This window comes from Serratia proteamaculans (assembly GCF_946227095.1).
GTDB lineage: Bacteria > Pseudomonadota > Gammaproteobacteria > Enterobacterales > Enterobacteriaceae > Serratia > Serratia proteamaculans_E.
Genome location: NZ_CAMISV010000009.1, coordinates 26,917 through 42,854, shown reverse-complemented (window position 1 = coordinate 42,854; position 15,938 = coordinate 26,917). Strand labels below are relative to the sequence as shown.

General features: G+C 55.2%; 8 protein-coding genes and 2 pseudogenes. 5 read left to right on the top strand and 5 right to left on the bottom strand.

What is annotated here, in order from left to right:
• Positions 1–86 precede the first annotated feature (86 nt).
• From OC597_RS17945 to OC597_RS17930, 4 genes and pseudogenes are all read left to right on the top strand, one after another.
• Positions 87–931, top strand: a pseudogene (locus tag OC597_RS17945) (23S rRNA (adenine(2030)-N(6))-methyltransferase RlmJ).
• Between the two features lie 129 nt (positions 932–1,060).
• On the top strand, positions 1,061–2,413 hold the full coding sequence (gene gorA / locus OC597_RS17940; RefSeq protein WP_112349182.1) for a glutathione-disulfide reductase: 1,353 nt from the start codon (positions 1,061–1,063) through the stop codon (positions 2,411–2,413).
• A gap of 159 nt (positions 2,414–2,572) precedes the next feature.
• Positions 2,573–3,067 carry a putative pterin-binding protein gene (locus tag OC597_RS17935; protein ID WP_262209846.1) on the top strand — a complete coding sequence of 165 codons (495 nt, stop codon included), beginning with the start codon at positions 2,573–2,575 and terminating at the stop codon, positions 3,065–3,067.
• Positions 3,064–4,848, top strand: a complete 1,785-nt coding sequence (locus tag OC597_RS17930; protein ID WP_262209845.1) for a hybrid sensor histidine kinase/response regulator — start codon at positions 3,064–3,066, stop codon at positions 4,846–4,848. The genes OC597_RS17935 and OC597_RS17930 overlap by 4 nt, the downstream gene beginning before the upstream one ends.
• On the opposite strand, the pseudogene OC597_RS17925 reads toward OC597_RS17930, so the two are convergent.
• The 4 genes and pseudogenes from OC597_RS17925 to OC597_RS17910 form a co-directional block, all read right to left on the bottom strand.
• Positions 4,838–5,689, bottom strand: a pseudogene (locus tag OC597_RS17925) (helix-turn-helix domain-containing protein). The gene OC597_RS17930 and the pseudogene OC597_RS17925 overlap by 11 nt on opposite strands.
• 477 nt (positions 5,690–6,166) lie before the next feature.
• Complete coding sequence (locus OC597_RS17920; protein WP_262209843.1) at positions 6,167–9,262, bottom strand: autotransporter outer membrane beta-barrel domain-containing protein; 3,096 nt, start codon at positions 9,260–9,262, stop codon at positions 6,167–6,169.
• 68 nt (positions 9,263–9,330) lie between these two features.
• A complete protein-coding gene (locus OC597_RS17915) occupies positions 9,331–12,432 on the bottom strand; it encodes an autotransporter outer membrane beta-barrel domain-containing protein (protein ID WP_262209841.1) in 3,102 nt (1,033 codons plus the stop codon).
• Positions 12,433–12,839: 407 nt separating this feature from the next.
• Positions 12,840–13,493: a TetR/AcrR family transcriptional regulator gene (locus OC597_RS17910; protein WP_261260325.1), complete on the bottom strand. Its 654-nt coding sequence runs from the start codon at positions 13,491–13,493 to the stop codon at positions 12,840–12,842.
• Between the two features lie 253 nt (positions 13,494–13,746).
• Here OC597_RS17910 and OC597_RS17905 point away from each other — a divergent pair, with 253 nt between their 5' ends.
• Entirely contained in the window at positions 13,747–14,976 is a 1,230-nt protein-coding gene (locus OC597_RS17905) for a Tm-1-like ATP-binding domain-containing protein (protein WP_262209840.1), read from the top strand.
• 71 nt (positions 14,977–15,047) lie between these two features.
• On the opposite strand, the gene spy is transcribed toward OC597_RS17905, so the two are convergent.
• Entirely contained in the window at positions 15,048–15,557 is a 510-nt protein-coding gene (spy, locus tag OC597_RS17900; RefSeq protein WP_261260327.1) for an ATP-independent periplasmic protein-refolding chaperone Spy, read from the bottom strand.
• Positions 15,558–15,938: the final 381 nt, after the last annotated feature.

Below are 15,938 nucleotides of genomic sequence, written 5' to 3'. Positions count from 1 at the left end.
CGCCCAGACAGTTTATACTGTGCAGAATATAAGCCTTTATTCTGTTCAGCACGCTCCGTCGGGAGCACAAGGAATTACCACAAGCCATGTTAAGTTACCGCCACAGTTTCCACGCCGGCAACCACGCCGACGTGCTCAAGCACACCGTTCAAAGCCTGATCATTGAATCGCTGAAAGAAAAAGACAAGCCGTTCCTGTACCTGGATACCCACTCCGGCGCAGGGCGCTATCAGCTGAGCGGTGAACACGCCGAACGCACTGGGGAATACCTGGAAGGCATAGGCCTGCTGTGGCAACGTGACGACCTGCCGGAAGAGCTGGCGGCCTACATGAGCGTAGTGCACAACTTTAACCGCGGCGAAAGACTGCGTTACTACCCTGGCTCGCCGCTGATTGCCCGCCAACTGCTGCGTCCGCAGGATAAAATTCACCTGACCGAGCTGCACCCGAGCGACTTCCCGTTGCTGCGCAATGAGTTCCAGAAGGACGAGCGCGCCAAGGTGCAGCGCGCCGATGGCTACCAGCAGTTGAAATCCCAATTGCCGCCGCTGTCACGCCGCGGGCTGATCCTGATGGATCCGCCGTACGAAATGAAAACCGATTACCAGGGCGTGGTCAAAGGCCTGCAGGAAGGCTACAAGCGCTTTGCTACCGGCACTTACGCGCTGTGGTATCCCGTGTGGTGATGCGCCAGCAGATCAAACGCATGCTGAAAGAGCTGGAAGCTACCGGTATCCGCAATATTCTGCAGATCGAACTGGCGGTCAGACCCGACAGCGACCAGCGTGGCATGACGGCCTCCGGCATGATCGTGATTAACCCGCCGTGGAAGCTGGAACAGCAGATGAAAAACGTGCTGCCGTGGCTGCACAAAATCCTGGTGCCGTCGGGCAATGGTCACCAGTTGGTGAACTGGGTAGTGCCGGAATAAGCTTCCGGGGCGCGGCCCGCCGCGCCTTTACCCCACCTATCACAGCCATCGACGCAATCTTTGCGACAAACCTGCATCAGGCGTTAAACTCTTACGCTCTTCGATTCACACAATTCATGGAAATCCCAGATGACCAAACATTACGATTATCTAGCAATTGGCGGCGGCAGCGGCGGCATCGCATCGATCAACCGGGCAGCCATGTACGGCCAGAAATGCGCACTGATTGAAGCCAAGGAACTGGGCGGCACCTGCGTCAACGTGGGTTGTGTACCGAAAAAAGTTATGTGGCACGCGGCGCAAATCGCCGAGGCTATTCACCTGTACGGCCCGGATTACGGTTTCGATACCACCGTCAATGCGTTTGACTGGAAAAAGCTGGTGGCTAACCGCACCGCCTATATCGACCGCATCCATAATTCCTACGACAACGTGCTGGGCAAAAACAAAGTCGACGTGATCAAAGGCTTCGCGCGCTTTATCGACGCCCATACGGTGGAAGTGAACGGTGAGAAAATCACTGCCGACCATATTCTGATCGCCACCGGCGGACGCCCAAGCCACCCGGACATTCCGGGTGCAGAATACGGCATCGATTCCGACGGCTTCTTCGATCTGGATGCGATGCCTAAACGCGTTGCCATCGTGGGTGCGGGCTATATCGCGGTAGAAATCGCCGGTGTGCTGAACGCGCTGGGTGCCGAAACGCACCTGTTCGTACGTAAGCACGCGCCGCTGCGCAGCTTCGATCCGATGATTGTCGAGACCCTGGTGGAAGTGATGAACACCGAAGGGCCAAGCCTGCACACCGAATCGGTGCCGAAGGCCATCGTCAAGAACGCCGACGGCAGCCTGACGCTGCAGTTGGAAAACGGCAAGGAATTCATCGTCGACAGCCTGGTGTGGGCGATTGGTCGCGAACCGGCGACCGATAACCTGAATCTGGCCGTGACCGGGGTGAAAACCAACGAAAATGGCTACATCGACGTCGATAAATACCAGAACACCAACGTAGCAGGCATTTACGCGGTGGGTGATAACACCGGTGCCGTTGAACTGACCCCGGTTGCCGTGGCCGCCGGTCGCCGCCTGTCCGAGCGTCTGTTCAACAACAAGCCGGAAGAGCACCTGGATTACAGCAACATCGCTACCGTGGTGTTCAGCCATCCGCCAATCGGCACTATCGGTCTGACCGAGCCGGAAGCCATCGAGAAATTCGGTGCGGACAGTGTGAAAGTGTATAAATCTTCATTTACCGCCATGTACAGCGCCGTGACGCAGCACCGTCAGCCGTGCCGCATGAAACTGGTGTGTGTAGGTAAAGAAGAGAAGATTGTTGGCCTGCACGGTATCGGCTTCGGCATGGACGAGATCCTGCAGGGCTTCGCCGTGGCGATTAAAATGGGCGCCACCAAGAAAGACTTCGACAACACCGTGGCGATCCACCCGACCGCTGCAGAAGAATTTGTCACCATGCGCTAAGCGCTAAAATCAGCACGAACCAAGGTCAGGGCTTTACCCTGGCCTTTTCTTTTCGTGCTCTTTACCATTCCCTTCAACACAAACTTTCATTTTCTGCCATTATTTTGCCTGATCAATGAGCGGAGCTCATGCAAGCATCCGCGACTCTGGAGAACACCGATGCTGTTCAAGCTATTTAAAAACATCACGTTGGCTTTTTTTGCGTTGATAGTCGTCCAATCCAGTGCGCTGAGTTTTACTCTGGAAGTCTCGGGCAACATCAAAAACACCACCGACCCGGTAAAGAAAAGCTATCTGTTTACCGATAAACAACTGTTGGCGATGCCGGTGCAGAGCATCACCACCTCGACCTCCTGGACACCGCAAAGAAAGTTCGAAGGGATTGCTGTGGCGGACATTTTGGCGCGTGTGGGGGCCAAAGGCAGCACGCTGACGTTTTATGCGCTGAACGATTATTACATCGACGTGCCGCTGTCCGACGTCGAAAAGTACAATATGATTTTGGCTTACAAGATGGACGGCGAAATGCTGAAGATCAGAAACTTCGGACCGCTGTTTTTGGTTTATCCCAGGGATGCCGCAGGGCCTGAGTTGAACTCCCCGCTCTACAACTCACGCTTTATCTGGCAAGTGGACAGGATTGTGATCAAATGAAGCTCACAGGGTTTAAAAACAGCAGCAGGCTGGCGATCCCGGCGATTTTTGCCGCCTTGTTTCTGGTAGCCTCGACGGTGACGCTGTATTACTACAGCGCGACCCTGTCAAAGAAAGGGTTGTATGCTATTGCCGGCACTCAGGAAAATTACTCCTGGTCGATCGCCAAATTCTCCATCAAGCTGGCCGAGTTTGATACGCTGGTCGAACGGCTGAAAAATTCGCCGCAGGTGGATGCCGAGGATTTGCGGCTTAAATTTGAAATCCTTTATTCCCGTTTTTACGTGCTGGAGACGGTGTCCGAATCCACCCAACCACTGTACGCCGAACCGGGTTACCCCGAGGTGGTCGCACAGATGCGGGCGAAAATGGATCAGATTGATACTCTGCTGAACAGCCCAAAGATTGATTTCTCGTTGATTTCGCAGGCCATGCGGCAGATCAAGCCTTACGCGATTGAGATGGCCAACCTGACCGACCACGCCGAAGTGAAGCAGCGCACCGCCGCCTACGAAGACTATATCGAAAAACGTCACATCATTTTTTATGGTCTGGTGATCGTGATGTTCTCGGTGATCGCCTTGATTGCCATCACTCTGATTGTGCTACGTCAGCAGCGCCTGACCATCCGCCAACAGGCCAAGGCGATTGAGGCGGAGAAAGCCACCCGTACCAAAAATGCCTTTCTGGGGGCCATCGGTCACGAATTACGCACCTCGCTGCAGAGCATTATGTCCGCCATTGATGTGCTGGTGAATACCAAGGTGTCGACGGAGCATGCCGATACCTTCCAACGGCTGGAAATCGCCGCCCAGCAAATTGAAAGCCAGATGAAGGACCTGACCGATTACGCCCATCTGGACAGTGGGATGATGGAACTGCGCATTGCCTCGTTCGACGTCCAACGGTTAGTCGAGGAAACAGCGAACGAAATCAATATGCTGCGCCAGAAAGATCAGGTGACGCTGCTGTGTGAGGTGGAGTGCGGTCATCTGCAAATACATTCTGACCCGCTGCGCATCAGGCAGATTATCGTCAACCTGCTGACCAACGCGTTCAAGTACACCGAAAGCGGCACCATCACGCTGTACAGCAGCCTGCGGCGCCAGCCGACCGGCAATTCGTTGATTATTGAGGTTACCGATACCGGCATCGGTATCGAAAAAGAGATGCTTGACCAGATATTCAGGCCTTTCACCCAGTTGGACCAATCCCATACCCGGCAGTATGGCGGCGTCGGTATGGGGCTGGCGATTGTGCATGGGCTGGTCACGCTGCTCGACGGCAACATTACCGTCTACAGCGATATCAAAAAAGGCAGTACCTTTATCATCAGTATTCCGGTCGAGGTCAGCGACGATCAACCACTGGACGAAATACCGCACCACCACCAGGGTCTGCTGCGCAAACAACAGCATGTTTTGGTGGTTGATGACAACAAATCGGTGAGTGACGCTTTCGCTGCGCTGCTGGACAAGCTCGGCTATCAATATGAACTGTGCAACTCGCCGGAACGGGCGCTGCAGAAGCTGCTCAGGCGCCCTTACGACGCATTGCTGCTGGACTTGCAAATGCCTGGCATTGATGGTGCCGCGCTGGCGAAACAACTGCGTAGCCAACGGGGCCCCAATCGCCAAATCCCGATTATCGGCATCAGCGCTTATAGCCCGGAACAGCTGGCTGCCGAGCAGCGGGCGCTGTTCGACAACTATTTAATGAAGCCGGTGCGGTTGGACGCGTTGTCATCGGCACTGGCCTCACTGCTGATCGCTAAAGGTTAAAACACCGCAGCAGCGCGGCTTCGATCACATGGAGCCGCACTGGCTTTTCATAAGGACCCAGCACGTCATAATCACGCATCGCCCTGGCGATTTCAGACTCACGCTGATCGGTGCCCAGTTGGCCGGTCAGCACCAGGACTGGCGCATCCGGGTTGTCTGAAGCGCGGATGGTTTCAATGCATTGGTCTGCCGTTTCCTGGCCGATCAGCCAGTCGACCACATATCCGTCGAACAGGCTCTGCTGCAACGCCAGGCAAAAACTGCTGACGTCATAAAACGCCACCGCATGGAAACCCCGCCCGTTCAGGTATTTTGTCAGTTCATCGGCCGCCTGATGTGAATCATCAAGGACCGCAATGCTCAAACGCTCGTCTTCGACGGCGGCTGGGCGAACCTCGATCAGTTCCACGCTGTAACGCTGGCCCTGCGGCGCATCATCCGCACGATAAAGACACCATTGTCCTGCCTGCTGCAGCGCGACATATTCCGACGTCCGTCCGCCAACCAGCTCATGGCCGATATAGCCGACACAGGCTAACTCCGCCCCACCCACGTAAAAGATGGCATCTCGTGCAATAGTTTGCGCAGAGATGTCATTTTCAGTACCGAGATCCACAATCGCTGACGGCGTCTCCCCTAATGCCGCCGCGACGTTGTTAATCTGCTCCAGAGTCTAGGGACTTTGCCCCTTCAGCTTACGGTGTGCATGCGAAAAACTCAGATCCAGGATACGGCTGAGCTCTTTAGCATGCTGACGCTTGCCAATACCGTAATGTACAAACAGTTCCCTGACCCGGTTTGCAATCGACTGTGAATCGAATTTCTGGTGATTGTTATCCATTTTTTCCTTCGATTTTTTTTGCTGTTTTTTCAGTCGTTTTCATACTTGCCGTGCAAAAAAGCGATCCAAAACTGGTATATTATACAATGTACAATTTAAACATTGCTTGACATACCACATTATATAGTCAAACATGGTATCAGAAGAGACACACAGCAACACCACAATAAAAATATAACAATAGTAAGAACGCATCACCAATAATCACAATGACACCAGGGAAAGCTCGTTTCGATTACGGCGCAGAGAGAATGTATGCAACAGACCCTCGCCGTAAATGGGCCGTAAGCGCTAAACTGTTTTACCGCGTTTTGAACCGGGATCCGCAAGGGTCCCGGTTTTTTTATTGTCATTTTAACGCAAAACTGCGCGATGCATCATACGTGCTCCCTGCGTCATCCCCCCGTTAAAATGCAAAAAAATAGGGCCAGCAAGCTGGCCCCAGGATTCCTGGTAACAGGATTAAGGTTCGTTGGATCAGAATTTCCAGGTGAAGCCGGCGTTGACGCTGTTGTCCTGGTAGTTTTGCGACAGCAGGCCGCCGTAGCCCAGCGACAGCGTGGCGTTCTTGTTCACCGCCACCTCTGCACTGGCCTTCAGCACCGCACCGTCACGCGAGGCCGACACGCTGTTCACTACAAACGGCGAGTTGCCGCCGTTGAAGCGCAACCCGGTACCGCGATCCAAATCGCCGTACTGATGCTGCCAGCCCAGCTCGCTGCGCAGCGCCACCGAGGTGGTTTTACTCGCCTGCCACTGGGTATCAGCACGCAGCCCCAGCGTCGACACCGTGGCGTCGGTGTGCTGTTTGTCGCCGTGCAGCGCCGCTGCCCCGCCGTCTTCCGAGATACCGTTGTTCTGGAAGTTGATGTACGCCAGGTTGGCGAACGGCTCCAGATTGACCCAGTCAGCCTTCACGCTGTAACCCGCTTCGGCGAACACCTGCTCGGTGCGTGCGCTGTACTTCGCGGTTTCACGATCTGACTGCATGCCGTAATTGACCGAACGCGAGGTATCGAAACGGTGCCAGGTGTAGCCACCGCCGGCACGCAGCGCCAGTTCACCGAACTGTTTGCCGCCGTACACCGCCAGGTGATAGTTGTCGCTGTCGGCATTCGAGCCGTAGCCGCCGTCCAGAGAGGTCCGGGTGTAACTGGTCGCCACACCCAGGCGCCAGTCATCCGCCAATGCCGAGTCCAGCCCCACCAGCACGCCATAGGTCGAGGCCTGATAGCCCGTCGCATTGGCATCGCCCGACGCGTGGTCCCAGGCACCCAGCAACTGCGCCCAGGCACCGCCGTCATCGTCAACCTTGATGTCCGGCGAAGTCGCCAGCCCTTCCGCCTGCCGCAGACGGCCGTTCAGCGCATCACGCAGGTAACGGCTGTCGTTGACCTGTGCCGAAGCGATATCCGCGTGGATCTGCCCGGACAGCTGACGGAACGCCTGACGGGCTTCCCCTGTAGATCCCGCATTGAGGATGCTCTCGTACACCGGATTGCCCGCTGCCAATGCATCTGCCGCCGCCGCGACCGCACGCTCGTTCTGGGTTGCTGCCACGCTGGCGAAACTGGTGGCGTTACGACCGACGTTCAGCGTGACCTGATTCGGCTGGTAAGTCACCCCGGTGCCGAGGAACAGGTAATTCGGTGCTACCGAATCAAACTGCCCGCTAACGCCCTGCTGGGCGGTCAGGATGTTGTACTGCTGGCCGAGCAGGCTGCGAACTTCGCTTTGCGACAGCAGATTAGTGCTGTTCTCCAGCGAGACCGTCACTTCGCCCCCGCCGATCGTCGCCGATCCATTGCTTTGGATCCGATCGCTCTGGCCGTTGGGGGCCACTTCCACCGCGTAACGGGAACCCGGTTCGAAGCTGAGGTTACCAGTGACATTCAGCGTGCCGATGGAGTTCCCCGGCGCCACGGTACCGCCGCTGCGGGCGGTCAGTGAACCCACCGTCCCGGAGCCACCCAGCACGCCGGCGTTTTGCACCGTGACGTCCGAAGTGACCGAGCCATTCACCGCCAACAAGCCGGTGTTCACCCAGGTCGGGCCGGTGTAGGTATTGTTGCCGGTCAGCACCAACGCACCCTGGCCTTCCTTGGTCAGGCCACCATGGCCGTAGATGTCATTGGAATAGACCTCCACCGAACAGTGGTAGTCATCACAAGTGCGGGCCTGCAGCGTGCCTTGATCGATTGCCGCCCCGAAGCCAGGAATATTGGCGACAAACTGTGACGAGCCATAAGCCACGCCCGTCGGATCCGGAATGCGGAACGCTTCAGGGATGTCTTCGACGGTATAGAACATGCCCGGACCGTTAATCGCCTTGCCCAGGTTGATCATCCCCCAGCCGTACAGCGCATCGATACCCGGAGCGCCCATATCAGTAGCGGTGGTCTTCAACACGTCGGCAATTTGCGCCGACGTCATGTACGGAAAGCGTTGCAGCAACACGGCGACCGCGCCGGTCACGTGCGGCGTCGCCATTGAGGTACCATTTTTATTGCCGTAGTCCGAGACCAGTTGATTCGGGTCTGAACCGTTGGCCACGGTGCTGTAGATTTTACTGCCCGGCGAAGAGACACAGAAACTGGCGGTATAACCACAGCGTGAAGAGAAGCTGCTGATGGTATAAGGCACACTGTTGGTAGAAGTGGCATCCTGCGCAACGCTGGCAACCGACAACCAGTTAGGCGCAATATCCGGGACAAAATAGGCCAATCCACTGATCACGTCCGGTTGGTTGTAGTTACCGTCGTTACCGGCAGCGAACAGCACCAGAATGTTTTTACGCGCCGCATCGATCGCGCCCTGATAACCCGCGCCCGCCAGGCTACCCAGCAGCGGTTTCACCTGATCAAACTGTTCCTGTGCGTCTTTCAGCTCGAAATGCAGTGCATCTGGTTTTTTGCCATTATCCGACAGGAAATCGGGAATACTGACGCCCCAACTGTTATTGATGACCCGCACGCCGTTGTTGATCATCGCCTGCCAACCCGCGTTGGTCACGCTGCCGTCCAGCCCGAGGAACTCGCCATACGCCGGGCCGTCGTTGTCGTTATCAACGCTGATGATTTGTGAGTCAAAAGCCACACCATGCATGCCGGTGCCGTCACGATTGGCCCCGCTGATGCCAGCCACGTGTACGCCGTGGTTACTTAACGTCGCACCGTTATAGAAATGGAAAGTACCGTCGAAGTAAAAACGATCGCCGGCCTTAATCCCCTCTCGATGCGGATCGGTATAGGCACGGTTGCCCTGGGTTACCACATTCACCAGTTTGCCGTCACCGGCAAATTCAGGGTGCTTGTTCACCGGGGTATCGAAGATGCCCACCTTTTGCCCTTTACCGGTATAACCCGCGGCATAGGCCTCATCGGCGTGAATAGCCCCCAACCCCCAGTTGGCATTGAATTCATTACTGCGCCAGCTTGACGGATCGCCTGACTTGCCAGCTTCCGTATAAGGCGCGGCCTGTACGCCACCTGCCGCCAACAACGCGCACAGCAAGGCGTTCAATTTCCATGTCGGCGCCAATGCCGGTTTGTTCTTTCCTGTCGCTTGCTTCATTCCCTTATCCTTTTTGTTTTAGTCAAACCGCCCCCCGAAGAGGCGGCTTGTCCCTCAGTTTTTTAAGATCAGAAATTCCAGGTGAAACCGGCGTTGACGCTGTTGTCCTGGTAGTTTTGCGACAGCAGGCCGCCGTAGCCCAGTGACAGCGTGGCATTCTTGTTCACCGCCACCTCTGCACTGGCTTTCAGCACTGCACCGTCACGCGAGGCCGACACGCTGTTCACCACGAACGGCGAGTTGCCGCCGTTGAAGCGCAGCCCGGTACCGCGATCCAAATCGCCGTACTGATGCTGCCAGCCCAGTTCGCTGCGCAGCGCCACCGAGGTGGTTTTATTCGCCTGCCACTGGGTATCAGCACGCAGCCCCAGCGTCGATACCGTGGCGTCGGTGTGCTGTTTGTCGCCGTGCAGCGCCGCTGCCCCGCCGTCTTCCGAGATACCGTTGTTCTGGAAGTTGATGTACGCCAGGTTGGCGAACGGCTCCAGATTGACCCAATCGGCCTTCACGCTGTAACCCGCCTCGGCGAACACCTGCTCGGTGCGCGCGCTGTACTTCGCAGTTTCACGATCTGACTGCATACCGTAATTGACCGAGCGCGAGGTATCGAAACGGTGCCAGGTGTAACCACCGCCGGCACGCAGCGCCAGTTCACCGAACTGTTTGCCGCCGTACACCGCCAGGTGGTAGTTGTCGCTGTCGGCATTCGAGCCGTAGCCGCCGTCCAGCGAAGTTCGGGTGTAACCGGTCGCCACGCCCAGGCGCCAGTCATCCGCCAATGCCGAGTCCAGCCCCACCAGCACGCCATAGGTCGAGGCCTGATAGCCCGTCGCATTGGCATCGCCCGACGCATGGTCCCAGGCACCCAGCAACTGCGCCCAGGCACCGCCGTCGTCGTCAGCCTTGATGTCCGGCGAGGTCGCCAGCCCTTCCGCCTGCCGCAGACGGCCGTTCAGTGCATCACGCAGGTAACGGCTGTCGTTGACCTGTGCCGAGGCGATATCCGCGTGGATCTGCCCGGACAGTTGACGGAACGCCTGACGGGCTTCCCCTGTAGATCCCGCATAGAGGATGCTCTCGTACACCGGATTGCCCGCCGCCAATGCATCTGCCGCTGCCGCCACCGCACGCTCATTCTGGGTTGCTGCCACGCTGGTGAAGCTGGTGGCGTTACGACCGACGTTCAGCGTGACCTGATTGGGCTGGTAAGTTAGCCCGGCATCCAGGAAGGGAGAGAAGGTTGAAGTGGAAGCAAACTGCCCGCTGATGCCCTGTTGGGCAGTCAGAATGTTGTACTGGCGGCCGAGCAAGCTGCTCACGCTACCTTGCGACAACAAGTTAGCGTTTTGTTCCTGCAGTACCGTCACCTCACCCCCGCCGATCGTCGCCGATCCGTTGCTTTGGATCCGATCGCTCTGGCCGTTGGGGGCCACTTCCACCGCGTAACGGGAACCCGGTTCGAAGCTGAGGTTACCAGTGACATTCAGCGTGCCGATGGAGTTCCCCGGCGCCACGGTACCGCCGCTGCGGGCAGTCAGTGCACCCACCGTCCCAGAGCCACCCAGCACACCGGCGTTTTGCACCGTCACGTCCGAAGTGACCGAGCCGTTGATCGCCAGCAGGCCCTGATTGATCAGCGTCGGCCCCGCGTAGCTGTTATTGCCGGTCAGCACCAATGTGCCGATGCCCTGCTTGGTCAGGCCACCGTGACCGGAAATGTTGTTGCTCCAGACATCCAACCCGCAATGCGTATCGTCACATACGCGTTCGGTCGGTTTGCCCTTGTCCAGCACCGCGCCGACGCCCGGCAAATTCACCACAAACTGTTCCGGGCCGTAGGCACCGCTAACGCGGAACTCCTCAGGAATATCCTGTTCGGTAACAAACATGCCCGGGCCATGGATTGCTTTGCCCAGATCGATCATCCCCCAGCCATACAGCGCATCGATACCCGGAGCGCCCATATCAACGGTGGTGGTTTTCAGCACCGAAGCAACCTGTGCGCCGGTCATGTACGGGAAGCGCTCCATCAGCACCGCAATGCTGCCGGCCACGTGCGGTGCCGCCATTGAAGTCCCGCTGTACTTGGCGTAACCGGTGGTCAGGTTATCTACGCTGTTGCCTTCGATGATCGAGCTGTACACCTTGGTCCCCGGTGCGGCAACGCAGAAGCTGGCGGTATAACCGCAGCGGGAGGAGAAGGTACTGATGCTGTAATCGCCGGTGTTTTTCGGATCCTGCAGGCTGGCGACCGACAGCCAGTTGGGGGCGATTTCCGGCACGAAATAGGCCAGGCCGGCCATGGCGTCCGGGTTATTCAGGTTGTAATCGTTACCGGCGGCAAAAATGGTAACGATGCCGCTACGGGCCGCATCGATCGCGCCCTGATAAGCGCCACCGGCTTTGGTGCCCAGGATCAGTTTGATTTGATCGAACTGCTTTTGCGCATCGGCGAGCGTGAAGTGAGGATAAGCAGGATCCTTGCCGCCCTGATCGAACTTCTCGGTGATGCCGATGCCCCAACTGTTATTGATAATGCGCGCGCCACTGGCGATCAACGCATCCCAGCCAGCCTGGTACACCGCGCCATCATTACCGAGAATGATGCCGTCTTCCGGGCCCGGATCGCCGTTTTCCGCGCTGATGATTTGTGCGTTGAACGCCACACCGTGCATCTCGCCGCCATCGCGGTTGCCGGCAGCGATGCCGCCCACATGGGTACCGTGTGAACCCAGCGTGCCGTCGGAGTCCACGCTCGGCGTGCCGTCATAGCGGAATACGTCGCCTTTTTTCACCGGAATATAGGGATCGGTGTATTCACGGATGCCGGTAGTCACCAGATTGATGACCTTGTTCTGGCTGGCAAACTCCGGGTGTTTGGCATACACCGGCTGATCGAAAATGCCGAGTTTTACGCCTTTCCCGCTATAACCGGCGGCGTAGGCCTGATCGGCGTGGATCGCCCCCAGACCCCATTCGGCGTTAAATTCATTACTGCGCCAACTTGAAGGATCACCCGGCTTACCGCTCTCTACATAAGGTGCAGCCTGCGCTCCACCGATCGCCGCCAGGCAAAAAAGCACAGCACTCCACTGTGCGCGATTAACACCAATTTCAGGCCAGCCGAAGGCCGCCTGAACAGGCTTGACTCCTTTACGTCTATTTTCCATCCCAGATACCGTCCATTGTTGTTTGCAAATGTCTTATTGATTTTTTTGTGTAACAGTTTCGTAACACCAAATAAATAAAGCACAACAATCTCAAGCGCGCCTAATGGGTCAAGGCGCTGGATGGTCTAAACGGGAGTCTGAGGATCGAGTAAAAAGGGGGAAAGACATAAGGATCGTCGATGGCTTTAAGCCAGCGAGAAGCGTGAATTTATCGTGCTGAAGATAAAAGATAATCCAATGATAAATATGGACAATAGAAACAAAAAAGGCCGCAGGGGTATCTCCCCTGCGACCTATTGAAAAATGCTTAAGACGCTCTTTTTATCAATTTTAATTATAACTATTACCAATACTCACTCAGTGAAATGTGCTGGTTTTCGCCGAGAAGGGCAGTAAAAATTGGACTATCATGCTAGCGGTTTTCTGCTGTTCATCGCATCTTCCTCGGCCTGACGAATAATGGCTTTCGCCATCCACTGCGTCACATCCTGAATACCACCGAGATCCAGACCCCAAATATCTTTCAGGACCAGGAAAACTTCCGAACCATAGATCAGCGAAAAAGAATGAATCACCCGCTGTAACGCCTCGGGCGGCAGTTTATCCTGCAACGGTTCTACTGCCAGGTTCAGCAGGCGTTTGCGGTTGCCGCGGACGAATTTTTCCCCCGGCGTCGCTTGCGCCCACTGTTGCAATGAAAGCTGTAATGCGGCACGTAAAGCACCTTCATGTTGCTCCATCTGCGGGTAGGCGAAGGCCAACAATTGTTGAATGCGTTTCAACGCATCATGATCCTCTGGTTGCCATTCCAGGATCGGCCCCAGACTTTCAGCCACTACCGCGGCAATCAATTCACTTTGGGTGGGGAAATAACGGTAAGCCGTAGCCCGTGACACCTGCGCATAAGCAGCCAGCTCAGTGATCGACGGAAAGCCCCCTTCGTCATACAACGCCATGGCACTGGTCAACAGTAAATGATGAGTTCTGGCCCGGGCAGAGGTCAGCAATTTTTCCTGTTTCATGGGAAAGGCAGTTATTAGCACGGCAACCTCATACTTCATCGCATCTCCCGCTCTCGGGGCAGCATACGATAATCATCAAACCGACCGCATCCCGCTTTGTCGGCAGCATTAAAACGCTCAAAAATGAGACAGGCATCTCATTTAACTGAACTGGGCTTGCATAAATGATACGACCGTCTCATTATGTAGATATATTAATCATTTTAACTTAAACGACCGACACCAGGGTCCCACATAATTATCTAAAGCTATAATTTAAAATATAAAATTAGAAATTCGGCAGGAAAGAGCCATGTTTAATACTTCAAATTTTGTCTATATTGCTACCACAGCAGATACCAAAGGACAAGAGTTGGAGTATGTCCGCCAGACTATCGCCAACCTCGGTTTACCCACTATTACCGTCGATCTCTCGACCAGCAACCTGCCGGCGAACCCGGCAGCCGATATCTGCGCTGCGGAGGTTGCCAGCTATCATCCCGAAGGGGCCAAGGCCGTATTCTGTCCCAACCGCAGCCAAGCCATTACCGCCATGGCACTCGCCTTCGAACGTTTTCTCCTGACGCGCCACGATATCGCGGCCCTGCTTGGTTTGGGCGGCTCTGGCGGCACAGCCATTATCACTCCGGCGATGCAAAAATTACCCATCGGCCTGCCTAAATTGATGGTTTCAAGCATGGCAGCAGGCGACGTCTCGGCATATGTCGGCAACAGCGATATCGCCATGCTGTATTCCGTTACGGATATAGCTGGCTTGAATCGTATATCGCGCCGTGTCCTGAGCAATGCAGCATGTCAAATTGCTGGAGCGGTACGTTTCGCCACCACTCATGACATCGAGGAAAAGCTGGCTGTCGGTCTGACGATGTTTGGCGTCACAACGCCTTGCATAAAAATGGTTGTTTCCGCACTCGAACCTCAATGGGACTGCTTGGTATTCCACGCCACCGGCAGTGGCGGCAGAGCGTTGGAGAAACTGATCGATAGCCGGTTGCTGAGCGCAGCGCTGGATCTGACCACAACCGAAGTGGCCGACTATCTGTTCGGAGGGGTTCTTCCCTGCAATGAGGATCGCTTTAGTGCCATCGCCCGCACCCGCATCCCCTGCATACTATCTTGTGGTGCATTGGATATGATTAATTTTGGCCCTCCAGAAACGGTACCGGCGCGTTATGCCGCACGCCTGATCCACCAACATAATCCTCAGGTTACTTTGGTTCGCACTACACCACAGGAGAATGCCATTATCGGGCGCTGGATAGGGGAAAAAATGAATGCTTGCAGCGGTGAGGTACGATTTGTGATCCCGGGAGGGGGGGTATCCGCACTGGATGCTCCGGGACAGCCTTTTTGGGATCCACAGGCATTGGCCGCTTTTATACAGGCGTTAGAAAGTACGCTTCGGCCAACTAACAAACGACGGCTGATAAAAACGGCTTATCATATTAACGATCCACGTTTTGCACATATTGTTACCGAACAGTTTCAACATATTGCCAACCCTCGCCTCTCATCGACGTGACTCGTTTTTGGTCAGAAAAAGCAAAAGGGCCAGAGATTAATCTGGCCCTTTTTATTTACCACATGAAATTATTACTGTGCAGTCGTCATTTTCGACTTCATGTTTTTCATGTGTTCCATCATTTTCTGCTCGCGTTTCTGATAATTCTCATTGTATTGTTTTTTCTGCTCAGGGGTCAGCAGGTTATACATTTTATTTTCAGCTTTGGCGCGCTCCAGCATATGCTCGGACTGCGCTTTGCTAATGGCGTCAATTTGGGTTTTCGCTTTGGCTTCATCGAAACTGTCGGAAGCCACCATGCTATGCAGCGCCTGGCGTTCATCTTTGGTCCCTTCGCCGCGCTTCTGGTGCGATTCTTTCATGATATCGCGCATTTGCTGGCGCTGCTGCTCGGTCAGGTTAAGGCCGGCAAACGGGCCGCCTTTACCTTCACCCTTGTGGTGCATCATTTTCATGTTCATCGGTGTGGCATCTGTGGTGGTGGCCGTGGCCGGTGCCGCCGTAGTATCTGCAGCGAAAGCCATAGAAGCAGAACCCAGAGCCAGAGTAGAAGCGATAAATAAAGCAGTCAGTTTACGCATAATCATTTCCTTAAAATTATTCTTCATCAGGAGCGCTGTACGTGAACAGGCTCATCTTTCGTCGGAGATAATAATAGGCCGATAAATATATAGTAATGCGATGCTGTGTAAATTTATTAAAGCCCGAAACACTTTTATTCATCAATAATGAATGAATTATGAAGATGATGTGTATTAACTGGAAATTTTGGTTTCCCATCACATAAAACCCACCACAACATGGCGTTTACTTCTATAGGATTATTCCTGCCGCCGGTCCACTTTATTATAATGTAGACCTCTGTGCTACAACCGCCCTGCAACAAGATTATAGCAGTACCGATGCGCGGAGATTGTACGAATCTCTCGAAACCTCAGGTTCTCACATACACTCTAAAGCAA

Coding starts and splice junctions, on each gene's coding strand:
- OC597_RS17920 (WP_262209843.1), bottom strand. CDS start 9,262: ATGAAGCAAGCGACAGGAAAGAACAAACCGGCATTGGCGCCGACATGG.
- OC597_RS17905 (WP_262209840.1), top strand. CDS start 13,747: ATGTTTAATACTTCAAATTTTGTCTATATTGCTACCACAGCAGATACC.
- OC597_RS17935 (WP_262209846.1), top strand. CDS start 2,573: ATGCTGTTCAAGCTATTTAAAAACATCACGTTGGCTTTTTTTGCGTTG.
- OC597_RS17930 (WP_262209845.1), top strand. CDS start 3,064: ATGAAGCTCACAGGGTTTAAAAACAGCAGCAGGCTGGCGATCCCGGCG.
- OC597_RS17910 (WP_261260325.1), bottom strand. CDS start 13,493: ATGAAGTATGAGGTTGCCGTGCTAATAACTGCCTTTCCCATGAAACAG.
- spy (WP_261260327.1), bottom strand. CDS start 15,557: ATGCGTAAACTGACTGCTTTATTTATCGCTTCTACTCTGGCTCTGGGT.
- OC597_RS17915 (WP_262209841.1), bottom strand. CDS start 12,432: ATGGAAAATAGACGTAAAGGAGTCAAGCCTGTTCAGGCGGCCTTCGGC.
- gorA (WP_112349182.1), top strand. CDS start 1,061: ATGACCAAACATTACGATTATCTAGCAATTGGCGGCGGCAGCGGCGGC.